Genomic DNA, 21278 nt, shown 5'->3' on the forward strand with positions numbered 1-21278 from the left:
ACGAGAGAAGGCATGACCCATGAATTTCGCCCCGCTGCCCTCGGTGGATGTCGCGGCGGTGCCGTCGGACGGCCTTGTGCTGGACGTCCGGGAGAACGACGAATGGGCGGCAGGGCACGTCGATGGTGCCCTGCACATTCCGATGAGTGACTTCGTCGGCCGCTTCGGTGAGCTGACCGAGGCGGCGGAGGACGGCCGACGCGTGCATGTGATGTGCAGGGTCGGTGGCCGGTCCGCCCAGGTGACCCAGTACCTGGTGCAGCAGGGCATCGACGCCGTGAACGTCGACGGCGGGATGCTCGCCTGGGACGGCGCCGGGCGCCCGATGGTCACGGACAACGGCAACCCGGCCTTCGTTCTCTGATCCGGCCGGAATCATCCCGCCCTCCGGTGGGCGCCGGAGCGCGCCGGAGGTCTCAGCCGAGGGGATGGGCGGCCAGCAGGTCGCCCAGTGCCTCCTCATGCCTCGCTGCGGGGCCGAGCGACAGCTCGATCTGCTTCGCCCAGGCGTGGAAGCGGTGCAGCGGGTAGTCGGTGTCCGCGCCGAAGCCGCCGTGCAGATGCTGGGCGGTCTGCACGACCCGACGGACCCCGTCCGACGCCCAGATCTTCGCCACCGCGACATCGCCCGCGACGGGCAGCGTTCCGGACGCACCGGTGGAGATCCGCCAGGCTGCCTGCCAGAGGGTCACTTCCATGGCCCGCAGATCGATGTACCGGTCCGCGGCCTGGACGGCGACGGACTGAAACGTCGCGACGGGATGCCCGAACTGCTCGCGCTTTCCGGTGTATTCACTTGTCATGGCGAGCACGGCCTCGCCGAGACCCAGTGCGAGCGCGCAGGTTCCGGTGGTGAGCAGGGTGCGCAGCCACTCCCAGGCACCCGGCGTACTGATCAGCGCACTGTCCTCGATCCGTACCGTGTCCAGCCGGACCTCGGCGAACAACTCGCCGCTCGTGGAGACCTGTTCGGCGAGTGCGACGCCCTCGTTCGTGCGGCGGACCAGCGCCAGCACGGCCAGGCCCTCGTCCGTGTGGGCGGGCACCGCAATCCAGTCCGCCGACTGGGCCCACGGCACCCCCGACTGCACTCCGTCGAGCACCCAGCCCGCGCTTCCGCCGTCCTCGCTGCTGGGCCGGTCATGGTCCTGGCCGGCCTTTCCCGCAAGGTCCCGGCGGGCGGTGACGGCGAGCTCGGCCGGTTCGTGGCCGGTGCGGCCGTTGGCCCCGACGGTGAGGACCAGCTCGCCCCGGCCGACGCGGGGCAGCAGCTCAGCTGCCAGGCCGGGGTCACCGTGCTGCTGGATCGTCATCGCGACCGCACAGGTCTCCAGCAGCGGCACCCGGGCAAGCACCTTTGCCGATTCGCGCAGGACCAGGCAGAGCGCGACCGCGTCGAGCCCGGCCCCGCCGTGTTCCGGTGCCAGCGTCAGGCTCAGCAGGTCGCCTGCGGCCAGCCCCGTCCACACGGACCGGTCGATGTCCTCGGCCACCGCTCCCGGAGTGAGCGCGGGGCTGGGCACACTGTCGGGCTCGACGCCCGAGAAGACCGCCCTTGCCGCCTCGACGGCTGCCTGCTGCTCCTCGGTGAAGGTGAAGTCCACTGCACTGACCTCCCACGAACCGCTGTGCTCGTACCCGCATCTGACGGAGCGTCAAGATAGAACAGGTTCTATGGGAAGGGAACAGGGAAGGGGGCGGTCCTTCGGGATCCCGGAGATCCGAGGTGGACCGGGGAACTTCCGAGGAGATCGGGCCGAAGCCCGTCGAATCCGTGGGATCCGTTGATCCGAGAGGTCAGCGGTCGAAGTCGAGTTCCACCTCCGGTGTGAGCGGATGCGACTGGCAGGCGAGCACATAGCCCGCCCCCGTCTCTTCCGGCTCCAGCGCGAAGTTGCGGTTCATCCGGACCTCGCCCGAGACCAGGAACGCCCTGCACGTCCCGCACACTCCGCCCTTACATGCGTACGGAGCGTCGGAGCGGCTGCGCAAGACCGTTTCCAGCAGCGATTCGCCGTCCTGGACCGGCCAGTTGCCCGAGCGTCCGTCCAGTGTCGCGGTGAGCGTGCTGTGTGCGGGCGCCTCGATTTGCGTGCGGGCGGGAGCGGCCGGGCCGTCGTCGACGTGGAAGATCTCCTGGTGGATGCGGGCCCGGTCGACGCCGAGGCCGTGCAGCGCATCCTCTGCCGCCCGGACCAGGCCGAACGGCCCACAGAGATACCAGCCGTCCACCTCTTCCACCGACAGGAGCGCGGGCAGCAGCCCGGTCAGCCGCTCCCGGTCGAGCCGGCCGGACGGGAGACCTGCCTGCTGCTCCTCGCGGGAGAGCACTGTCACCAGCTGGAAGCGGTCCGGATAGCGGTCCTTCAGGTCGGCGACCTCGTCCAGGAACATCGTCGAGGCAGCCGTCCGGTCGCTCCGGATCAGACAGAACCGGGCCTCGGGTTCACGGTCCAGCAGAGTCGACGCGATCGACAGCACCGGGGTGATGCCGCTGCCGCCGACGATCGCCGCGTAGTGACCGGCGCGGGGGGTGAGCACGAAGCGTCCCATCGGGGGCATCGCCTCGACCTGATCGCCGACGGCGAGCTCCTTGAGGGCGTACGTGGAGAACGCACCGCCGTCGACCAGGCGGATGCCCACCTGCAGCTGCGGATCGGCTGGGGCATCGGCGGCCGGAGTGCAGATCGAGTACGAACGCCGGATCTCTTCGCCCTGAACCGTGTAGCGCACATTGAGGTGCTGGCCGGGCTTGTGGCGGAAGGTCTCGCGCAGCTCGGGGGGCACCGCGAAGGTCACGGCCACCGAGTCGTCGGTCAGCCGCTCGATCGCGCGGACCCGGAGCGGATGGAACATCTACAACTCCTTGAAGTGGTCGAACGGTTCACGGCAGCTCGCGCAGCGGCGCAGTGCCTTGCAGGCGGTGGAGGAGAACCGGCTCAGCAGCTCCGTGTCCGTGGAGCCGCAGTGCGGGCAGCGCACCGAGAGGGTGAGCGGCACAGGTCCGCCGGACCTGGTGGCGGCATCATGCGGGCGCGGGGGTGCTATGCCGAACTCGGCGAGCTTGCGCCGCCCCTCCGCGCTGATGTCGTCGGTCGACCAGGCCGGTGCGAGCACAGTGACCACGGAGACGTCCGGTATGCCGTGGTCGTGCAGCACCTGCTCGATATCGGCCGACATGGTCTCGATCGCCGGGCAGCCGGTGTACGTCGGGGTGAGGCGGACGGTGACCTTGCCCGGGGCGAGCACCTCCACTCCGCGGAGCACGCCCAGCTCCTCCAGGGTGAGCACAGGCAGCTCGGGATCGGGCACGGACCCGGCGAGCCTGCGCACCTCCTCTTCCAGCAGCGTGCCGGTCACCATGACGCCCCGGGGTGGCTGCGGTGCAGATGCTGCATCTCGGCGAGCATCCGCCCGAAAGGTTCCGTGTGGATGCCCTGCCGTCCTGCCCCGGCCGTCCAGGCACCGGACCCCGGGCCGGTCGGCACCGTCAGCGTCGCCTGCTGCAGGACGCCGGTGACGGTGGCCAGCCAGTCGGTGTGCAGCGACGTCCAGTCGATCTCCACTCCCTCGACCGGCTGGAACAGTTCACCGGTGAACCGCCACAGCGCATCCACCCCGCGCTGCATCCGCTGGTGGCTCTCCTCCGTGCCGTCGCCCAACCGCAGCGTCCAGTGCGTGGCGTGGTCCTGGTGGTACGCGACCTCCTTGACGGCCTTCGCGGCCAGCCCGGCGAACTCGCCCCCACCGGCCGCCAGCTGCTCGTACAGCCCCCGCTGGTAGACGGAGAAGTACAGCTGGCGGGCGATGGTGTGGGCGAAGTCGCCGTTGGGCTGTTCGACCAGCTGGACGTTGCGGAAGGCGCGCTCCTCGCGCAGGAACGCCAGCTCGTCCTCGTCCCCGGCGAGCGAGAGCAGCACCCGGGCCTGTCCCAGGAGGTCCAGTGCGATGTTGGCGAGGGCCACCTCCTCCTCCAGCACGGGCGCGTGGCCCGCCCACTCCCCCAGCCGGTGCGACAGCACCAGCGCGTCGTCGCCGAGGGCGAGGGCCGCGGTCACAGGTGCTTCACCCCTTCCGGGATCTCGTAGAACGTGGGGTGCCGGTAGGGCTTGTCGCCCGCCGGCTCGAAGAACGAGTCCTTCTCGTCCGGCGAGGAGGCCGTGATCTCCGTGGATGGCACCACCCAGATGGAGACGCCCTCGGAACGGCGTGTGTACAGGTCACGGGCGTTGCGCAGGGCCATCTCGGCGTCCGGGGCGTGCAGGCTGCCCGCGTGGGTGTGGGAGAGACCGCGCCGCGAGCGCACGAACACCTCCCAGAGCGGCCAGTCGGTCGAGCTGCTCATGCCGTCGCCTCCGCGTTCGGTGGGGTGTGCATTTCTGCCTGGGGCATTTCCGTGTGGGGTGCTTCTGCGATGTGGGCCGGTGCGGGGGCGTGGCGCGTCGGTGCGGGGTGCTTGAGCGCGTACGAAGCCGCCGCGTCCCGGACCCAGGCGCCCTCCTCGTGTGCCCGGCGCCGCTGGGTGAGGCGCTGTTCGTTGCACGGACCGTTGCCCTTCAGGACCTCCTGGAACTCCGTCCAGTCGATCGCCCCGAAGTCGTGGTGTCCGCGCTCCTCATTCCACCGGAGGTCCGGGTCCGGGAGGGTGAGCCCCAGCGCCTCGGCCTGCGGGACACAGATGTCGACGAACCGCTGCCGCAGCTCGTCGTTGGAGTGCCGCTTGATCTTCCAGGTCATCGACTGCGCCGAGTGCGCCGATGCGTCGTCCGGCGGGCCGAACATCATCAGGGACGGCCACCACCAGCGGTTCACCGCATCCTGTGCCATCGCGCGCTGCCCCGGCGTCCCGCGGCCGAGGGTGAGCAGCAGCTCGTACCCCTGGCGCTGGTGGAAGGACTCCTCCTTGCAGATGCGGACCATGGCCCGTGCGTACGGACCGTACGAGCAGCGGCAGAGGGGCACCTGGTTGGTGATCGCGGCGCCGTCCACCAGCCAGCCGATCGCGCCGACATCCGCCCAGGTCAGCGTGGGGTAATTGAAGATTGACGAATACCTCTGGCGGCCTGCGTGGAGCTTGTCGAGCATTTCCTCGCGGCTCGTCCCCAGAGTCTCCGCCGCGCTGTAGAGGTACAGCCCGTGTCCTGCCTCGTCCTGCACCTTGGCCATCAGGATCGCCTTGCGGCGCAGTGAGGGTGCGCGGCTGATCCAGTTGGCCTCGGGCTGCATCCCGATGATTTCGGAATGGGCGTGCTGGGCCATTTGCCTGACCAGCGAGGCCCGGTACGCGTCCGGCATCCAGTCGCGCGGCTCGATGCGCTCGTCGGCCGCCACCGCGGCGTCGAAGGCTGCCTGCTGAGCCATGTCCGCCCCCGCCGGCCCGTCGGGCCCGCCTGCTGTCGCCTGCGCGGTCCCTCGCGCCTGGCCCTGCGCTGTCTGGTCCGCAGCCACTGCCGCCATCCCGGGCTCCCTACCGACCGATCGTTCGGTTCAATGACTTCAATGGTGTGTCGACGGCCCGTAGGGTGTCAACCCTGTGGATAACTGACCGGGGATCGACGGGGATCGGGGCGGGATGGATTCGTACGACGACAGGGGCGTCGGAGACGGGGACGGGAGTGGTGGACCGGGGGTGGATCCGGGTTCGGACCGGCCCGTCCGTACGACACCGCCCGCTGAATTCGCCGGAGCTCCCGCACCGGTTCGTTCCGGTATAGCCGGGCTGTCCCTTCCCTACCAGATCGTCACCGCGATCGCGCTGTCGGTCATCGGGATGATCGCCTGCACCCATCTGGCCATGGTGTTTCTGCACGTCGCCCCGTCCAACACCCTGACCAAGCAGCACGGCAAAGCGGTCGACGACTGGGTCTATCCCGAGTTCGAGCAGAACTGGAAGCTCTTCGCTCCCAATCCGCTCCAGCAGAACGTCGCCGTGCACGTACGGGCCGAGATAGCCGGTCCCGACGGTCGTCGCACCACTGGGTGGATGAGTCTCTCGGTCGAGGACGGCAGAGGGATACGAGGCAATCTCCTCCCCAGCCACATCCACCAGAACCAGCTCCGCCGCGCCTGGGACTTCTATCTCAACTCCCACGACGTCGAGAACCGCCCGAACGGCCTGCGCGGCAATCTCTCCGAGCGCTACATCCGCCGCATCGTGATGTTGCGCCTCGGCGAGCACGACTACGGCGGCACCGTCGAGCGCATCCAGGTCCGCTCCGAGGTGCGTTCCGTCTCCGCGCCGCCGTGGAGCACGGAGAAGATCAGCACCAAGCCGAATTACCGGGTGCTTCCGTGGTGGACCGTCACCCCCGCCGACCTCCCCGAGAACACCAAGGAGGCGGTGAAGTGAGTACGGCTTCCCCCGGCCGCAAGCTCGCCCGCGGCGTCCAGCGCATCACTTCCTCGGCCCTCGGCCCGTATCAGAGCGCCGTGATCCGGATCGGTTTCTCCGCCACGTACCTGCTGTTCCTGTTGCGCGAGCAGCCGCACCGCCATGAGATGTACGGCCCCGACGCCCCATGGCACTGGGACATGGCGAAGCAGCTCATATCGGGCAATGATTCCCTCTCGGTGCTCATGTGGTCGGACAGCACGGTCTGGTTCGAGACCGTCTATGCGGTCGTCCTGCTTTCCGCCGCACTGCTGATGGTCGGCTGGCACACCCGCGCGATGTCCGTCCTGTTCATGGTCGGTGTCCTCTCGCTGCAGAACCGCAGCATTTTCCTGGGCGACGGCGGGGACAACGTCGTCCATCTGATGGCGATCTACCTTGTGCTGACGCGCTGCGGGCAGGTCTGGTCGCTGGATGCGCGACGTGCGGCGCGGACACGCCGCGCGGAGTCAGGGGCGGAGGCCGAGCCGAAGTCGGAGCAGGGGCCGGGGGCGCGGTCGCAGGATGCGGGAGCCGCCCGGCCGGCCTCGAATGTCGCCGGGACGATTCTGTGGCTTGTGCTCGGCCTCGTCCTCGTTGTGGCAACGGCGACGGACGGCCTCGGTGGCACCTGGTGGCTGCCGACTCTCTTCTGGGTGCTGTGGATCGGGCACGGTGTCTGGTGGGCCGTGAACCGTTACGCGCCGCAGAGCGAACCGCGCATGCTGCTCGATGTGCTCGCCAACCTCGTGCACAACGCCACTCTTGTCGTGATTATGGCCGAGGTCTGTCTGATCTACGCGACCGCGGGCTGGTACAAGATCCAGGGATCGCGTTGGCAGGATGGCACGGCGCTGTACTACCCGCTCAATCTCGACTACTTCACCCCGTGGCCCGCGCTGTCGGACCTCCTCGCGTCCAGCGGCGTGATGGTCATGGTGCTGACGTACGGCACGGTCATCGTGCAGGTCGCCTTCCCCTTCACTCTCTTCAACCGGCGCGTCAAGAACGTCCTGCTCGTCGCCATGATGTGCGAGCACGCGGGCATCGCCCTGCTGCTGGGACTGCCCTTCTTCTCGATGGCGATGATCGCCGCCGACTCCGTCTTCCTGCCGACGGTCTTCCTGGTCTGGCTGGGCGGCCGGGTGACGCTCGGGCGGCAGCTGCTGTTCTCGCGCACGGGCCAGGTGCCCGAGCGGCAGCAGGGCGGCGAGGAGGAGGTCCCGCAGCACAGCGGAAGCGGTGGCCATACGCTCGTCGGGTGAGCAGTGATACCGGCAGTAGCAGGAGCAGCAGCGGTGAGAGCCCGTCGGCCGATGGCCTCGGGGTCGGCGAGCAGTCCGCGGAGGCGTTGCAGTACGACGACGGATTCGGGGCGGAGATCGGCGTCGGGCCGCATCCGCTGCCCTGGCCCGAGGGCGAGCGGTACGACCCCGAGCTGCTCGCCCAGGGCGACCGGCGCAATGTCGGTGACGAGTACCGCTACTGGACGCGGGAGGCGATCGTCGCCGATCTGGATCTTCGGCGGCACGATTTCCATGTAGCGGTGGAGAACTGGGGCCACGACTTCAATATCGGATCGGTGGTGCGGACTGCGAACGCCTTCCTCGCCAAGGAGATCCACATTGTGGGCCGGCGGCGGTGGAATCGGCGCGGTGCGATGGTCACCGACCGGTACCAGCATGTGCGGCATCACCCCGATACGGCGGATCTGACCGCCTGGGCGGCGGCCGAGGGGCTGCCGATCATCGGGATCGACAATCTGCCGGGGGCGGTGCCGCTGGAGCGGACAGAGCTGCCGCGGCGGTGTGTGCTGCTCTTCGGGCAGGAGGGGCCGGGGCTGACCGAGGAGGCGCGTGAGCACGCGACGATGGTGTGCTCGATTGCGCAGTTCGGATCCACGCGGTCGATCAATGCAGGGGCTGCGGCGGCCATTGCCATGCACGCGTGGGTGCAGAGGTATGCGGATATTTCGGGGGGCGTGGGAGCGGGCTGAGGCCGAGGGGTACCCGACTGTGCGGGCAGGGCGCCTGCGGCGGGTCTCTCGCGTCCCTTCCCGTGATCGGGGCTCCGCCCCCCGGGTCCTGCTCCTCGAACGCCGGAGGAGCTGAAGAGGCGTCGAGGGGCTGGAGCCGGGGCGGGGCGTGCTCTGTCAGGCCTGGCGGCGGACTTCCACCATGCGGAAGCGATTTGATACGAACGCCCCGTCGCACAGGGCCGCGTTGGCCGCAGGGTTGCCGCCCGAGCCGTGGAAGTCGGAGAACGCCGCAGTCTGGTTGACGTACACCCCGCCCGTCAGGTTCAGCGAGAGCTGAGCCGACTCGTCCAGGCAGACGTCTTCCACCGCGCGCTCCACCTCCGGCGACGTCGTGTACGCCCCGACCGTCATCGCGCCCTTGTCGCGGATCGTGCGGCGCAGCAGCTCCACCGCGTCCGCCGTCGAGTCGACCGCGACCGCGAAGGCCACCGGTCCGAAGCACTCCGACAGATACGCCGCTTCGTCGTCCGGCTTCGTGCTGTCGAGCTTTACGACGACCGGGGTACGGACCACCGCGTCGGGGAACTCCGGGTTGGCCACCGCTCTTGAGGCCAAGGCGACTTCGCCCAGCCCTGCCGCGGCCTCCAGGCGGGCCTTCACGTCGGGGTTGACCAGCGCGCCGAGCAGCGCGTTCGCCCGGGCGTCGTCGCCCAGCAGGCCGGTGACCGCGGCGGCGATGTCGCCCACCACGTCGTCGTACGTCTTGTCGCCCGTGTCCGTCGCGATGCCGTCCCGGGGGATCAGCAGGTTCTGCGGGGTGGTGCACATCTGGCCGCTGTACAGGGAGAGGGAGAACGCCAGGTTGGACAGCATGCCGCGGTAGTCGTCGGTGGAGTCGACGACGATCGTGTTGACCCCCGCCTTCTCCGTGTAGACCTGTGCCTGGCGGGCGTTGGCCTCCAGCCAGTCGCCGAAGGCGGTGGATCCGGTGTAGTCGATGATCTTGATCTCGGGGCGGACCGCCAGGGCCTTGGCGATGCCCTCGCCCGGTCGCTCGGCGGCCAGGCAGACGAGATTGGGGTCGAAGCCGGCCTCGCTCAGTACCTCGCGGGCCACCTGTACCGTGAGCGCCAGGGGGAGCACGGCGCGCGGGTGCGGCTTCACCAGGACGGGATTTCCGGTGGCCAGAGAGGCGAACAGTCCCGGATAGCCGTTCCATGTGGGGAAGGTGTTGCAGCCGATCAGCAGCGCGATGCCGCGGCCCGCCGCGATGTACGTCTTGTGCAGCTGCAGTGGATCGCGCTTTCCCTGCGGCTTGGACCAGTCCGCCGTCCGCGGGGTGCGGACCTGCTCCTCGTAGGCATACGCCACCGCCTCCAGGCCGCGGTCCTGGGCATGCGGGCCGCCCGCCTGGAACGCCATCATGAAGGCCTGACCGCTGGTGTGCATCACGGCGTGCCCGAACTCATGGGTGCGGGCGCTGATCCGCGCCAGGATCTCCAGACAGACCAGCGCCCTGGTCTCGGGCCCCGCCTGGCGCCACGCCGCCATTCCGGCGCGCATCGCCGGAAGCAGCACATCCAGGTCGGCGTGCGGGTACTCGACGCCGAGCTCCGGTCCGTAGGGCGAGATCTCGCCGCCCGTCCAGCCGTCGGTGCCCGGCTGGCCGAGGTCGAACCGAGTGTGCAGCACGGAGTCGAAGGCGGCCTTGCCCTCGGCGGCGCTCAGACTGCCCGGTGCGCCGCCCTCGCCGTACGCCTTCGGGTGCTCGGGGTGCGGGGACCAGTACGCGCGCGTGTGGATCGCGTCGAGGCTCTGGTCGAGCGTGGGGCGGTGCTTCTCGGAGAGCAGGTGCGGGGAGAGCTCGGCGGCCATGACGGACCAACTCCTCATCGAGCTGGGCAGGGACGGGCGGACAGAGTTAGAGTAACCGAACGATCGGTCGGTACAAGGGGCCCCACGAAACCTGTGGACAACTCGTAGGGGAGGATCGCGGACATGACCACGGCCAAGCGGGACACGTACACCCCGGAGACTCTCCTCACCGTCGCCGTCCGTGTCTTCAACGAGCGCGGTTACGACGGCACGTCCATGGAGCACCTGTCCAAGGCGGCGGGCATCTCCAAATCGTCCATCTATCACCACGTCGCGGGCAAGGAAGAGCTGCTGCGGCGCGCGGTCAGCCGGGCACTGGACGGGCTCTTCCGGATTCTCGACGAGCCGGGTGCGACGCGGGGGCGCGCGATCGAGCGGGTCGAGTACGTCACGCGACGTACCGTCGAGGTGCTGATAGCCGAGCTGCCCTACGTCACTTTGTTGCTGCGCGTGCGGGGCAATACGAAGGCCGAGCGCTGGGCCATGGAGCGTAGGCGTGAGTTCGACCAGCGGGTGGCCGAACTGCTGAAGGCGGCCGTCGCGGACGGCGATCTCCGCTCCGACGTGGACATACGGCTGGCGACAAGGCTGCTCTTCGGAATGGTCAACTCTCTGGTGGAGTGGTACCGGCCGCAGCCGGGCGGCGACGCCGAGGGGGAGCAGCTGGCGGACACAGTCGTCCAGCTGGCCTTCGAGGGGATGCGGTCCGACCGCTGAACCGTTGACGGCAGGACAGGTCAAGACCACCATCCTTCGGCATGGCCGCCGTCCTTCGTGTTCCCGGGTTCCTGTGCGCTGTCACGTTGCTTGCCGCCGTGTCGCTGACCGGCTGCGGAGGGGGCGGCAGCGGCGGCAAGGGTGGCAGCGGTGCCGAGAAGGGGGCGGACACGAGTGAGGAGGCCCGGCAGCCTGACGACTTCGGCTGTCTGACATCGGCCGAGGCCGAGGCGACCTCCATCACCTTCAAGTCCGCCGACTCCACCGAGACCGGCGGCTATATGCCCGGCGGCGCGAGCGGCGCCGGGACAGGCGCGGGGATCGTACTGGCCCACCAGTCCGACGGCACCGCCTGCCAGTGGAAGGACAAGGCCGATGAGCTGCACCGGCTCGGCTATCGGGTGCTCGCGGTCAATTCGGCGGGCCAGGAGGTCTCCGAGATCGTCGGAGCGGCCGGGTATCTGCGCGGCAAGGGCGCGAAGAAGCTGCTGCTGATGGGGGCGTCCAAGGGGGGTACCGCCGTGCTCACCGCGGCGCCGGAGCTGGAGCCCCAGCCGGACGCGGTGGTCTCGCTCTCCGCGCCGACGCTGTACTCCGGAATGAACGCGCTGGGCGCCGTGCCCAAGCTGACGGCGCCGGTGCTCTACATGGCCGCCGAGTACGACGAATACTTCGGGGACGACGCGAAGACGCTGAACCGGGCGAGCAACAAGGCGGCGGAGCACAAGCTGATCTACGTCAAGGGCGGCGGCGAGCACGGAGTGGCATTGCTCAGCAGCCAGGAGAACTGGGCCGCGGTACAGGCGTTCCTCAAGAAGTACGGTTCGTGAGCTCCTCCTAGGTCAGCTCGGTGGGGCGCTCGGGGCCCGGAGCCAGGTCCGTCTCCTCGAACACCAGCAGCGTGCGGGTGGAGAGCACCTCGGGGATGGCCTGGATCCTGGTCAGGACGAGTTCGCGCAGCGACCGGTTGTCCGGTGTGTGCACGAGCAGCAGTACGTCGAAATCGCCGCTGACCAGTGCGATGTGGGTGGCCCCCGGCAGGGCCTGGAGCTGCTCGCGCACCGTTCGCCAGGTGTTCTGGACGATCTTGAGCGTGATGTACGCGGAGGCGCCCTGCCCCGCCCGCTCATGGTCCACCCGCGCGCTGAAGCCGCGGATCACTCCGTCGTCGATGAGCCGGTTGATCCGGGCGTAGGCGTTGGCGCGCGAGACATGGACGCGGTCGGCCACCGACCGTATCGAGGCGCGGCCGTCCGTCTGCAGCAGTCGGAGGATGTCGCGGTCGATGCCGTCGAGGGGCCGCGCGGGCGGAACCCGGCCGGGGTCCTCGGCTCCGTCGGCCATTTGTTCAGCTGCCATGTCCTCGTGCCTCCCTGCCCTGGACGACCTGCCCCTATCCCAGGCTGTGGAGAACCGTTTGTCCACAGGCTGACGGTGCCTGTAGCCAAAATGCGTTCGCGACCGAACAATCGGTAGGTGAGGCACACCACACCGCGCCTCGGTACGTGCTCGATATTTCGGCATATTCAGCCACCCCTCGATATCGGGTGATCCCTCGATATCGCCAGATGCCGCTCGATACCCCTCGATGCCAGGAGGTGCTTGTCATGACGGTCCAAGAGCTGCCCGGCGCGGCCGCTTACCGGCCCACGCCGCCCCCGGCCTGGAAGCCGCTCACCGACCCCGCGCCGCTGCTCCCGGACCCCGAGCCGTACCGCGTGCTCGGTACGGACGCCGCGGCCGACGCAGACCCCGAGCTGCTCCTGCGGCTCTATGCCGAGCTGGTGCGCGGCCGGCGGTACAACGCACAGGCGACTGCCCTCACCAAGCAGGGCCGACTTGCCGTCTACCCCTCCAGCACCGGGCAGGAGGCCTGCGAGATAGCCGCGGCGCTGGTGCTGGAGGAGCGTGACTGGCTCTTTCCCAGCTACCGCGACACCCTCGCGGCGGTCGCGCGCGGTCTCGATCCGGTCGAGGCACTGACCCTGCTGCGCGGCGACCGGCACACCGGTTACGACCCGCGCGAGCACCGCATCGCCCCGCTCTGCACGCCGCTCGCCACCCAGCTCCCGCACGCCGTGGGCCTGGCGCACGCGGCGCGGCTGGCGGGCGACGACGTGGTCGCGCTCGCCATGGTCGGCGACGGCGGCACCAGCGAGGGTGACTTCCACGAGGCGCTGAATTTCGCGGCCGTCTGGCGGGCCCCCGTGGTCTTCCTGGTCCAGAACAACGGCTTTGCCATCTCCGTGCCCCTGGCCAAGCAGACGGCGGCGCCGTCACTGGCGCACAAGGCAGTGGGGTACGGGATGCCGGGCCGGCTGGTCGACGGCAATGACGCGGCCGCGGTGCACCAAGTGCTCGGCGAGGCAGTGGCGCGGGCGAGGGCCGGAGGCGGTCCGACGCTCGTCGAGGCTGTGACGTACCGGATGGACGCCCATACGAACGCAGACGACGCCACGCGCTACCGCGTCGACAGCGAGGTGGAGGCGTGGCGGGCGCACGACCCCATTCAGCTTCTGGAGCGGGAACTGACCGAGCGCGGGCTGCTCGCCGAAGACGGTATCGAGGAGGCGCGCGCGGCCGCGGAGCGGATGGCCGCCGGGCTCCGCGAGCGGATGAACGCCGATCCGGTGCTCGATCCGATGGACCTCTTCACCCATGTGTATGCGGAACAGACGACGCAACTGCGTGAGCAGGCGGCCCGGTTGCGGGTCGAGCTCGACGCCGAGCAGGACCACCACGGCCAGAGCGGCCCACATGGTGCGGAGGGAGGGCGATGACGACGGTGGCAGCCATGGCCGGCGAACAGACGGAGAGGGCCAAGCCGGCCACCATGGCGCAGGCACTGGGGCGTGCGCTGCGCGACTCGATGGCCGAGGACCCGACGGTGCATGTCCTCGGTGAGGACGTCGGCACGCTCGGCGGGGTCTTCCGGATCACCGACGGGCTGGCGAAGGAGTTCGGCGAGGACCGCTGTACGGACACGCCGCTGGCCGAGGCGGGCATCCTCGGGACGGCTGTCGGCATGGCGATGTACGGGCTGCGGCCCGTGGTGGAGATGCAGTTCGACGCGTTCGCCTACCCGGCGTTCGAGCAACTCATCAGCCACGTCGCCAGGATGCGGAACCGGACCCGTGGTGCCATGCCGCTGCCTATCACGGTGCGGGTGCCGTACGGCGGCGGGATCGGCGGGGTCGAGCACCACAGCGACTCGTCCGAGGCTTACTACATGGCCACGCCCGGCCTGCATGTCGTCACGCCCGCCACGGTCGACGACGCGTACGGGCTGCTGCGGGCCTCGATCGCCTCCGACGACCCGGTGGTCTTCCTGGAGCCGAAGCGGCTGTACTGGTCGAAGGCGGCCTGGTCGCCGGAGTCGCCGGTGGCCGTCGAGCCGATCGGGCGGGCCGTCGTCCGCCGCCCCGGGCGCAGCGCGACGCTGATCACGTACGGGCCCTCCCTGCCCGTCTGCCTGGAGGCTGCGGAAGCGGCCGTCGAGGAGGGCTGGGACCTCGAGGTGGTCGATCTGCGCTCGCTGGTCCCGTTCGACGACGAGACGGTCGCCGCTTCGGTGCGGCGCACCGGTCGTGCGGTCGTCGTCCATGAGTCGTCCGGGTTCGGTGGCCCCGGCGGGGAGATCGCCGCCCGGATCACCGAGCGCTGCTTCCACCACCTGGAGGCGCCGGTGCTGCGGGTCGCCGGATTCGACATCCCCTATCCGCCGCCGATGCTGGAGCGCCACCATCTGCCGGGCGTGGACCGGGTGCTCGACGCGGTCGCGCGACTGCAGTGGGAGGCGGAGAGCTGATGCCCCAGGTGCTCGAATTCAAGCTGCCCGACCTCGGCGAAGGACTGACCGAGGCGGAGATCGTGCGCTGGCTGGTGGAGGTCGGCGATGTGGTCGCCATCGACCAGCCGGTCGTCGAGGTCGAGACGGCCAAGGCGATGGTGGAGGTGCCGTGCCCCTACGGAGGCGTGGTGACCGCCAGGTTCGGTGCGGAGGGCGCGGAACTTCCGGTCGGGGCGCCGTTGTTGACGGTGGCGGTCGGGTCCACTGCGGGAGAACTCTCCGCTGCTGGGGCTGCGGAGGCCGAGTCGTCCGGCAACGTGCTGGTGGGGTACGGGACGGGAGCACCGGCGGCGCGTCGTCGGCGGGTTCGGCCCGAGGCGCTCTCCGGTGCGGGGTCTGTGACGGTCCCTGCGGCGGAGCCGGCCCCGGTGGCGTTCGCAGGGGCGATCCCAGCGGCGGTTCCCGGTGAGGAACCGGGGCCGGTGGCGGTCATCTCGCCCTTGGTGCGGAAACTGGCGCGGCAGCATGATCTCGATCTGCGGCAACTGACGGGGTCGGGGCCGGACGGTCTGATCCTCCGGTCCGATGTCGAGTCCGCCATCAGAGCGGCGGCGAGCGCAACGGCCGAGCCGGCTCCCGTGTCCGCAGTCCCGGCTTCGGTTTCGGCGTCGTCCCCGGCATCGATGGCCCCGTCGGCCGGCCGTCAGGCCGCCGGGGAGCGGATTCCGTTGCGCGGTGTACGGGGCGCGGTCGCCGAGAAGTTGGCGCGCAGCCGGCGCGAGATACCCGACGCCACGTGCTGGGTCGACGCGGACGCCACCGAGCTGATGGCCGCGAGAGCCGCGATGAACGGTGCCGGCGGTCCGGCTGCGGGGCCGAAGGTGTCGGTGCTTGCCCTGCTGGCCCGTATCTGCACGGCGGCGCTCGCCCGGTTCCCCGAGCTCAACTCCACGGTGGACCTGGACGCGCGGGAGATCGTGCGGCTGCGTGACGTCCATCTGGGGTTCGCGGCCCAGACCGACCGGGGGCTGGTCGTCCCTGTCGTGCGGAATGCGCAGGACCGTAACGCGGAGTCGATCGGTGCCGAGATCGGCCGACTGACCGAGGCTGCCCGGACGGGGAAGCTGACCCCGGCGGATTTGAGCGGCGGCACGTTCACGCTGAACAACTACGGGGTGTTCGGGGTCGACGGGTCGACACCGATCATCAACCATCCGGAGGCGGCCATGCTGGGGGTCGGTCGCATCGTGGCCAAACCGTGGGTACACCAGGGCGAGTTGGCCGTGCGCCAGGTCGTTCAGCTCTCGCTGACCTTCGACCACCGGGTCTGTGACGGCGGCACGGCAGGCGGCTTCCTGCGATACGTGGCCGACTGCGTGGAACAGCCTGCGCTGCTGTTGCGCACGTTGTAGGAGAAGAAGAGAGGAAGCGGAGGAGAGCGAGCAGGAAGGGAACGGGGAGGTTCAACGGGAGCGTGCGGCACGCATACTCGGGGCATGACCGTGTATGACGCCATCGTCCTTGCCGGAGGGGCCGCCAAGCGCCTCGGGGGTGCCGACAAACCAGCCCTGCGGGTGGGGGGCCGGGCGCTGCTCGACCGGGTGCTCGCCGCCTGCGCCGACGCCGCAGCGACCGTTGTGGTGGGCGGTCGGCGGCCCACCGTACGCCCAGTGACCTGGGCGCGCGAAGAGCCTCAGGGCGGCGGGCCGTTGGCGGCGCTCGGCGCCGGGGTGCGGCTCACGACTGCCGGGCATCTGCTCGTGCTCTCCGCCGATCTGCCGTTCCTGGGGGAGAGCACGGTCAAGGAACTGCTGGCCGCAGCTGCTCAAGGGGAGCGTGACGGGGCACTGTGTGTCGATCAGGACGGGCGGGACCAGCCGCTGGTCGCCGTCTACCGTTCCGAGCCGCTCCGTCGCGAGCTGGCACTGCTGGCCACCGAGCACGGCAGCCTGGCCGGGCTCCCTCTGCGCCTGCTGACGCACGAACTGGACCTCTCCCGCGTCGAGGCCAGTCCGCTCGCCTCCTTCGACTGCGACACCTGGGAAGACATTGCCGCAGCCCGAGCCCGGATCAGAGAGCATGGGACCGTGCTGGACGAATGGATCACCGCAGTCAAGAACGAACTGGGTATCGAACTCGACGTCGACACCGATGTCCTGCTCGACCTCGCCCGTGATGCCGCCCACGGTGTGGCCCGGCCCGCCGCACCCCTGACGACCTTCCTGGTCGGGTACGCGGCGGCGAAGGCGAGCGGCGACGGCGGCGGAGCCGAGGCTGTGGCCGAAGCCGCCCGGAAGGCGGCCGCGCTCGCTCTTCGCTGGGCGGACGAGGCCGAGACGCCATGACGACGCCCCGACGCAAGGTCGACGGGGGCGCGGCCGACGACTGGACGCCTGGGCCCCATCCGGATCCGGGGAGCAGAGGTCCGGGGGCGGACCGGCCCGCCGTCCTGACCTCAGGGGAGGTCGGTGCCGTCGCGGAGGCTCCGGCGGCCGGCCGTGCCACCGCAGTGGATCAGGACCGGGCTGCCGCGGGTACCGGTGTTGCAGGAGAAGCTCGGGCCGCCGGCCAGGACGGTGTCGCAGGAGAAGCCCGGGCCGCCAGGGGGGCCGCAGTTGCAGGGGTTGCCCCGGCGGCCGGTCAGGCTCGAGCGGAGGGTGAGGTCCCGAACGCCGAGGGCGCCCGTGTCGCCGGAGGGGCTCGTGTTGCGGAGGAGGCCCGTGCAGGCGCAGAGGCTCGCGCCGCCGCAGAGGCCCGCGCGGCCGAGCAGGCTCGCGCCGCCGAGGAGGAGGACCGGGCTGTCGACCAGGCGCTCGCGCTGGTCGGGCGCCAACCCCCGCGGGAGCCCCGATCAGTGGCTCAGTCGCAGCCTGGGGTCGGGTTCTCGGAGCAGAGTCCTGACCACAGCCCTGACCACGTCCCTGGGCAGGGATCGGGCCCGGACCCCGTTCAGAGCCCTGGCCCCGGTCCCGGCTCAAGCGTTCACCAGGGCACTGACCACGGTGCCGGCCACAGCCCCGGCCGCGCCCCTGGCCGACAGCCCTCCGGTCACTCCTCCGCCCCCGAATCCGACCCCGATTCCGCCCGCGACCCGCGCACCCGCGACCGACGCGCAGACATTCAGCGCGGCCATGCCACCGCCTGGGGCGAGGCCCGTGCTCTCGCTGCGCGGGCCGGGCGGTCCGCCCCACCCCGCACTCTGCGGCTCACCCTCGACCGGGCCATCGGACGCGTGCTGGCCGAACCGCTTACCGCGCTCACCGATCTGCCGTCCTTCGACACCTCCGCCATGGACGGCTGGGTCGTTGCCGGGCCCGGGCCCTGGACTCTTCGAAGAGGCGACGACGGAGATCAAGGGCTGGGCATTCTGGCCGGGCACAGTGCGCCCGCTCCGCTTCCCGACGGCGATGCCGTACGGATCGCCACCGGCGCCCGCATCCCGGCCAATGGCACCGCTGTCATCCGGAGCGAACACGCTCACGCCGACGAGGCCAAGGGGCTGTTGTACGCGCAGCGCCAGGTGGTTCCCGGGCAGGACATCCGGCCGCGTGGCCAGGAGTGCCGTTCCGGCGATCAACTTCTGCCCGCCGGAACGGTGGTGACGCCCGCCGTCCTCGGGCTGTCCGCCGCCGCCGGTTACGACGAGTTGCTGACGGTTTCCCGCCCGCGCGTCGACGTGCTCGTCCTCGGGGACGAACTGCTCACCACCGGTCTGCCGCACGACGGGCTGATCCGGGACGCCCTGGGTCCCATGATCGGCCCCTGGCTCCGGGCGATGGGTGTCGAGGTCTCCGCCCCGCGACGCCTCGGCGACGATCGTGAGGCCCTCCGGCATGCCCTCACCACCTCCGACGCCGATCTCGTCATCACCACCGGCGGTACCGCGGCAGGCCCCGTCGACCACGTCCATCCCGTGCTCGCCGGGATCGGCGCGGAGCTGTTGGTCGACGGCGTCGCCGTGCGCCCGGGTCACCCGATGCTGCTGACCCGGCTGACCTCCGGGGGCCCGTATCTCGTCGGGCTGCCCGGCAACCCCCTCGCCGCCGTCTCCGGTCTCCTCACGCTCGCGGAGCCCTTGCTGCGCGGGCTGGCCGGCCAGGCGGTGGAGGATTCGTATCGGGTCGTCGTGCGCGACGAGGTGCAAGGGCACCCGCACGACACCCGCCTGGTCCCTGTCGTGCACCGGATCGGTACAGATTCGGGCCCCGAGCACGTCGTACCGCTGCACTACAACGGTCCGGCCATGCTCCGTGGGATTGCCGCCGCCGACGGGCTGGCCGTCGTGCCGCCGGGCGGGGTACGGTCCGGCACCGAGGTGGAGATCCTCGATCTACCGTGGGCCTCGGCGACGCCGTGGACGGAAGGGTGTTTCACGTGAAACTTCCCGGCCACGATGCGATGGCCAGGCGGGTCGACGAGCATCTCGTTCCCACCCGGATCATGCTTCCGCGCCGTGTCGTCGGCAGGCCGCTCCGACAGGTCGCCAAACGGCTGTTGATGGCGCTGATAGTCCTCGCCGTCACGGTGCTGATCGTCTGGGTCGATCGTTCCGGCTACCACGACAACGCAGATGAGTCGGTGGACCTGCTCGACGCCGTCTACTACTCGACGGTCACCCTCTCCACCACCGGGTACGGCGACATCACTCCGTACAGCGACACCGCACGGCTGATCAACGTGGTGCTCGTGACACCACTGCGCGTGCTCTTCCTGATCATCCTGGTCGGCACCACCCTGGAGGTCCTGACGGAGCGGACCCGGGAGGACTTCCGGCTGAACCGTTGGAGAACCAACTTGCGCGACCACACCGTTGTCGTCGGCTTCGGCACGAAGGGCCGCTCGGCGATCCAGACGCTCTGCGCCACAGGTCTGAAGAAGGAACAGATCGTGATCGTCGACCCGGCGAGCAAGGTGATCGAGGCAGCGAACGCCGAAGGTTACGTGGGCGTCGTCGGGGATGCGACCCGCAGCGAGGTGCTGCTGCGAGCCGAGCTCCAGAAGGCACGTCAGATCATCATCGCCACCCAGCGCGACGACACGGCGGTGCTGGTCGCGCTGACGGCGCGGCAGCTCAACCGTGGAGCGAAGATCGTCGCGGCGGTGCGCGAGGAGGAGAACGCACCGCTGCTGCGTCAGTCCGGCGCCGACGCCGTGATCACCAGCGCCAGCGCCGCGGGCCGGCTGTTGGGTCTTTCCGTCCTCAGCCCGAGTGCGGGCACGGTGATGGAGGACCTGATCCAGCAGGGCAGCGGCCTCGACCTCGTCGAACGGCCGGTGATAAAGGCCGAGGTCGGCAAGAGCGTCCGGGAGACCGAGGACCTGGTCGTCAGCGTGCTGCGGGGCCACCGGCTGCTCGGTTACGACGATCCGGCGGCCAGCCCGTTGCAGCTGACGGACCGGTTGATCACCATCGTGCGTGTCTCGGAAACCCCGCCGCTGAACACGCCCCGCCAGCAAGGGGTGTGAAGGTCCGGGGTGTCTCTTCGCTCGGCGCGCCGGAGTCACGGAGTAGCCTCGCCGCCATGCATGCGATCACGATCCCCGAACCCGGTGGCCCCGACGCGCTCGTATGGGCCGAGGTCCCCGATCCCGTACCCGGCGAGGGCGAGGTCCTCGTCGAGGTCGTGGCCGGCGCGGTCAACCGCGCCGATGTGCTCCAGCGGCAGGGCTTCTACAACCCGCCGCCCGGCGCGTCCCCCTACCCAGGTCTGGAGTGCTCCGGCCGGATCACGGAGATCGGCCCCGGTGTCACCGGCTGGTCCGTCGGCGACGAGGTGTGTGCGCTGCTGGCGGGCGGCGGATACGCGGAGAAGGTCGCCGTACCTGTCGGACAGCTGCTCCCCGTACCGGACGGCATCGACCTGACGGTCGCTGCGGCGCTGCCCGAGGTGACGTCGACCGTCTGGTCGAACGTCTTCATGGTGGCCCATCTGCGCCCCGGCGAGACGCTGTTGGTGCACGGCGGCTCCAGTGGTATCGGCACGATGGCGATCCAGCTCGCCAAGGCCGTGGGTGCGCGGGTCGCGGTGACGGCGGGCGGGCCCGAGAAGCTGGCGCGCTGCGCGGAGCTCGGTGCCGACATCCTGATCGACTACCGCGAGCAGGACTTCGTCGAGGAGTTGCTCAAAGCCACGGACGGGGCGGGCGCGGACGTCATCCTCGACATCGTCGGCGCGAAGTACCTGGACCGGAATGTGAAGGCGCTCGCCGTCAGCGGCCGGCTCGCCATCATCGGTCTTCAGGGCGGCGTCAAGGGCGAGCTCAATCTCGGCGTCCTGCTGAACAAGCGTGCCGCCGTCACCGCGACGTCGCTGCGCGGACGCCCCCTTGCGGAGAAGGCCGCCATCGTCGCCGCCGTGCGCGAGCACGTGTGGCCGCTGATCGGCAGCGGTGTGGTCCGGCCGGTCGTGGACCGTACCCTGCCGATGTCCGACGCGGCTGAGGCCCACCGGGTGCTGGAGTCCAGCGCGCACATCGGCAAGGTGCTTCTGCGGACGCCGACGGTCTGAGCCGTACGGACAGCGGGGCCCGGCACACAGATTCGTGTG

General features: G+C 70.1%; 22 protein-coding genes. 13 read left to right on the forward strand and 9 right to left on the reverse strand.

From position 1 onward, the window contains the following. Nucleotides 1-19: 19 nt before the first annotated feature. The gene (locus ACFU6I_RS10460; protein WP_266983804.1) at nucleotides 20-364 is read left to right on the forward strand and encodes a rhodanese-like domain-containing protein; all 345 of its coding nucleotides are present in this window, start codon (nucleotides 20-22) and stop codon (nucleotides 362-364) included. Nucleotides 365-416: 52 nt separating this feature from the next. On the opposite strand, the gene ACFU6I_RS10465 is transcribed toward ACFU6I_RS10460, so the two are convergent. The 6 genes from ACFU6I_RS10465 to paaA form a co-directional block, all read right to left on the reverse strand. Continuing rightward, nucleotides 417-1604 (reverse strand): acyl-CoA dehydrogenase family protein, encoded by a 1188-nt coding sequence (locus ACFU6I_RS10465; protein ID WP_384363694.1) that lies wholly within the window; start codon nucleotides 1602-1604, stop codon nucleotides 417-419. A 193-nt stretch (nucleotides 1605-1797) separates the two neighbouring features. Further along, the gene (locus ACFU6I_RS10470) at nucleotides 1798-2856 is read right to left on the reverse strand and encodes a 2Fe-2S iron-sulfur cluster-binding protein (RefSeq protein ID WP_384363696.1); all 1059 of its coding nucleotides are present in this window, start codon (nucleotides 2854-2856) and stop codon (nucleotides 1798-1800) included. Then, on the reverse strand, nucleotides 2857-3363 hold the full coding sequence (gene paaD / locus ACFU6I_RS10475; protein ID WP_384363698.1) for a 1,2-phenylacetyl-CoA epoxidase subunit PaaD: 507 nt from the start codon (nucleotides 3361-3363) through the stop codon (nucleotides 2857-2859). It abuts the gene before it with no gap. Further along, on the reverse strand, nucleotides 3357-4058 hold the full coding sequence (gene paaC, locus ACFU6I_RS10480; protein ID WP_384363701.1) for a 1,2-phenylacetyl-CoA epoxidase subunit PaaC: 702 nt from the start codon (nucleotides 4056-4058) through the stop codon (nucleotides 3357-3359). Before paaC ends, paaD begins: the two co-directional genes overlap by 7 nt. Next, nucleotides 4055-4345: a 1,2-phenylacetyl-CoA epoxidase subunit PaaB gene (paaB, locus tag ACFU6I_RS10485; RefSeq protein WP_030972485.1), complete on the reverse strand. Its 291-nt coding sequence runs from the start codon at nucleotides 4343-4345 to the stop codon at nucleotides 4055-4057. The genes paaC and paaB overlap by 4 nt, the downstream gene beginning before the upstream one ends. Then, nucleotides 4342-5457, reverse strand: coding sequence for a 1,2-phenylacetyl-CoA epoxidase subunit PaaA (paaA, locus tag ACFU6I_RS10490; protein ID WP_384363703.1), 1116 nt, complete (start codon nucleotides 5455-5457; stop codon nucleotides 4342-4344). The genes paaB and paaA overlap by 4 nt, the downstream gene beginning before the upstream one ends. A 115-nt stretch (nucleotides 5458-5572) precedes the next feature. Between paaA and ACFU6I_RS10495 the strand changes: the two genes are divergently transcribed. Genes ACFU6I_RS10495 through ACFU6I_RS10505 form a run of 3 tightly spaced genes read left to right on the forward strand, consistent with a single transcriptional unit; the run spans nucleotide 5573 to nucleotide 8366 of the window. Next, the gene (locus ACFU6I_RS10495; RefSeq protein ID WP_384363705.1) at nucleotides 5573-6349 is read left to right on the forward strand and encodes a DUF5819 family protein; all 777 of its coding nucleotides are present in this window, start codon (nucleotides 5573-5575) and stop codon (nucleotides 6347-6349) included. Beyond that, nucleotides 6346-7635, forward strand: a complete 1290-nt coding sequence (locus ACFU6I_RS10500) for an HTTM domain-containing protein (protein WP_384363707.1) — start codon at nucleotides 6346-6348, stop codon at nucleotides 7633-7635. The genes ACFU6I_RS10495 and ACFU6I_RS10500 overlap by 4 nt, the downstream gene beginning before the upstream one ends. Continuing rightward, nucleotides 7632-8366, forward strand: coding sequence for a TrmH family RNA methyltransferase (locus tag ACFU6I_RS10505; RefSeq protein WP_384363709.1), 735 nt, complete (start codon nucleotides 7632-7634; stop codon nucleotides 8364-8366). The genes ACFU6I_RS10500 and ACFU6I_RS10505 overlap by 4 nt, the downstream gene beginning before the upstream one ends. A gap of 156 nt (nucleotides 8367-8522) precedes the next feature. Here ACFU6I_RS10505 and paaN read toward each other — a convergent pair whose 3' ends face one another. After that, on the reverse strand, nucleotides 8523-10223 hold the full coding sequence (paaN, locus tag ACFU6I_RS10510) for a phenylacetic acid degradation protein PaaN (RefSeq protein WP_384363712.1): 1701 nt from the start codon (nucleotides 10221-10223) through the stop codon (nucleotides 8523-8525). A gap of 123 nt (nucleotides 10224-10346) precedes the next feature. On the opposite strand from paaN, the gene ACFU6I_RS10515 reads away from it, so the two are divergent. Both ACFU6I_RS10515 and ACFU6I_RS10520 read left to right on the forward strand, forming a co-directional pair. Continuing rightward, nucleotides 10347-10940 (forward strand): TetR/AcrR family transcriptional regulator, encoded by a 594-nt coding sequence (locus ACFU6I_RS10515; protein ID WP_384363714.1) that lies wholly within the window; start codon nucleotides 10347-10349, stop codon nucleotides 10938-10940. Between the two features lie 41 nt (nucleotides 10941-10981). Next, on the forward strand, nucleotides 10982-11770 hold the full coding sequence (locus tag ACFU6I_RS10520) for an alpha/beta hydrolase family protein (RefSeq protein WP_384363716.1): 789 nt from the start codon (nucleotides 10982-10984) through the stop codon (nucleotides 11768-11770). A gap of 7 nt (nucleotides 11771-11777) precedes the next feature. Here ACFU6I_RS10520 and ACFU6I_RS10525 read toward each other — a convergent pair whose 3' ends face one another. Next, the gene (locus ACFU6I_RS10525) at nucleotides 11778-12284 is read right to left on the reverse strand and encodes an Lrp/AsnC family transcriptional regulator (RefSeq protein ID WP_384363734.1); all 507 of its coding nucleotides are present in this window, start codon (nucleotides 12282-12284) and stop codon (nucleotides 11778-11780) included. 263 nt (nucleotides 12285-12547) lie between these two features. Here ACFU6I_RS10525 and pdhA point away from each other — a divergent pair, with 263 nt between their 5' ends. From pdhA to ACFU6I_RS10545, 4 genes are all read left to right on the forward strand, one after another. Continuing rightward, nucleotides 12548-13720: a pyruvate dehydrogenase (acetyl-transferring) E1 component subunit alpha gene (gene pdhA / locus ACFU6I_RS10530; protein ID WP_384363718.1), complete on the forward strand. Its 1173-nt coding sequence runs from the start codon at nucleotides 12548-12550 to the stop codon at nucleotides 13718-13720. Next, entirely contained in the window at nucleotides 13717-14748 is a 1032-nt protein-coding gene (locus ACFU6I_RS10535) for an alpha-ketoacid dehydrogenase subunit beta (protein ID WP_384363720.1), read from the forward strand. The genes pdhA and ACFU6I_RS10535 overlap by 4 nt, the downstream gene beginning before the upstream one ends. Next, nucleotides 14748-16142 carry a dihydrolipoamide acetyltransferase family protein gene (locus tag ACFU6I_RS10540; RefSeq protein ID WP_384363722.1) on the forward strand — a complete coding sequence of 465 codons (1395 nt, stop codon included), beginning with the start codon at nucleotides 14748-14750 and terminating at the stop codon, nucleotides 16140-16142. Before ACFU6I_RS10535 ends, ACFU6I_RS10540 begins: the two co-directional genes overlap by 1 nt. Nucleotides 16143-16226: 84 nt before the next feature. After that, entirely contained in the window at nucleotides 16227-17075 is an 849-nt protein-coding gene (locus tag ACFU6I_RS10545) for an NTP transferase domain-containing protein (RefSeq protein WP_384363724.1), read from the forward strand. Nucleotides 17076-17185: 110 nt separating this feature from the next. Here ACFU6I_RS10545 and ACFU6I_RS10550 read toward each other — a convergent pair whose 3' ends face one another. Continuing rightward, nucleotides 17186-17563, reverse strand: coding sequence for a hypothetical protein (locus tag ACFU6I_RS10550; RefSeq protein WP_384363738.1), 378 nt, complete (start codon nucleotides 17561-17563; stop codon nucleotides 17186-17188). Between ACFU6I_RS10550 and ACFU6I_RS10555 the strand changes: the two genes are divergently transcribed. From ACFU6I_RS10555 to ACFU6I_RS10565, 3 genes are read left to right on the forward strand one after another with little or no spacing between them, the layout of a single operon-like run. Beyond that, nucleotides 17549-19108 carry a molybdopterin molybdotransferase MoeA gene (locus ACFU6I_RS10555; RefSeq protein ID WP_384363736.1) on the forward strand — a complete coding sequence of 520 codons (1560 nt, stop codon included), beginning with the start codon at nucleotides 17549-17551 and terminating at the stop codon, nucleotides 19106-19108. The genes ACFU6I_RS10550 and ACFU6I_RS10555 overlap by 15 nt on opposite strands. After that, a complete protein-coding gene (locus ACFU6I_RS10560) occupies nucleotides 19066-20196 on the forward strand; it encodes a potassium channel family protein (RefSeq protein ID WP_384363726.1) in 1131 nt (376 codons plus the stop codon). Before ACFU6I_RS10555 ends, ACFU6I_RS10560 begins: the two co-directional genes overlap by 43 nt. A 56-nt stretch (nucleotides 20197-20252) precedes the next feature. After that, nucleotides 20253-21239, forward strand: coding sequence for an NAD(P)H-quinone oxidoreductase (locus ACFU6I_RS10565; RefSeq protein WP_384363728.1), 987 nt, complete (start codon nucleotides 20253-20255; stop codon nucleotides 21237-21239). Nucleotides 21240-21278 lie beyond the last annotated feature (39 nt).

It is taken from the genome of Streptomyces sp. NPDC057486, from assembly GCF_042802415.1.
GTDB lineage: Bacteria > Actinomycetota > Actinomycetes > Streptomycetales > Streptomycetaceae > Streptomyces > Streptomyces yanii.

Excerpts from the sequence above, each read along its gene's own strand:
- ACFU6I_RS10495 (WP_384363705.1), top strand. The coding sequence starts at position 5,573 with ATGGATTCGTACGACGACAGGGGCGTCGGAGACGGGGACGGGAGTGGT.
- pdhA (WP_384363718.1), top strand. The coding sequence starts at position 12,548 with ATGACGGTCCAAGAGCTGCCCGGCGCGGCCGCTTACCGGCCCACGCCG.
- ACFU6I_RS10545 (WP_384363724.1), top strand. The coding sequence starts at position 16,227 with ATGACCGTGTATGACGCCATCGTCCTTGCCGGAGGGGCCGCCAAGCGC.
- ACFU6I_RS10565 (WP_384363728.1), top strand. The coding sequence starts at position 20,253 with ATGCATGCGATCACGATCCCCGAACCCGGTGGCCCCGACGCGCTCGTA.
- paaD (WP_384363698.1), bottom strand. The coding sequence starts at position 3,363 with ATGGTGACCGGCACGCTGCTGGAAGAGGAGGTGCGCAGGCTCGCCGGG.
- paaN (WP_384363712.1), bottom strand. The coding sequence starts at position 10,223 with ATGGCCGCCGAGCTCTCCCCGCACCTGCTCTCCGAGAAGCACCGCCCC.
- ACFU6I_RS10515 (WP_384363714.1), top strand. The coding sequence starts at position 10,347 with ATGACCACGGCCAAGCGGGACACGTACACCCCGGAGACTCTCCTCACC.
- ACFU6I_RS10520 (WP_384363716.1), top strand. The coding sequence starts at position 10,982 with ATGGCCGCCGTCCTTCGTGTTCCCGGGTTCCTGTGCGCTGTCACGTTG.
- ACFU6I_RS10525 (WP_384363734.1), bottom strand. The coding sequence starts at position 12,284 with ATGGCCGACGGAGCCGAGGACCCCGGCCGGGTTCCGCCCGCGCGGCCC.
- paaA (WP_384363703.1), bottom strand. The coding sequence starts at position 5,457 with ATGGCGGCAGTGGCTGCGGACCAGACAGCGCAGGGCCAGGCGCGAGGG.
- paaB (WP_030972485.1), bottom strand. The coding sequence starts at position 4,345 with ATGAGCAGCTCGACCGACTGGCCGCTCTGGGAGGTGTTCGTGCGCTCG.
- ACFU6I_RS10460 (WP_266983804.1), top strand. The coding sequence starts at position 20 with ATGAATTTCGCCCCGCTGCCCTCGGTGGATGTCGCGGCGGTGCCGTCG.
- ACFU6I_RS10540 (WP_384363722.1), top strand. The coding sequence starts at position 14,748 with ATGCCCCAGGTGCTCGAATTCAAGCTGCCCGACCTCGGCGAAGGACTG.
- ACFU6I_RS10535 (WP_384363720.1), top strand. The coding sequence starts at position 13,717 with ATGACGACGGTGGCAGCCATGGCCGGCGAACAGACGGAGAGGGCCAAG.
- ACFU6I_RS10470 (WP_384363696.1), bottom strand. The coding sequence starts at position 2,856 with ATGTTCCATCCGCTCCGGGTCCGCGCGATCGAGCGGCTGACCGACGAC.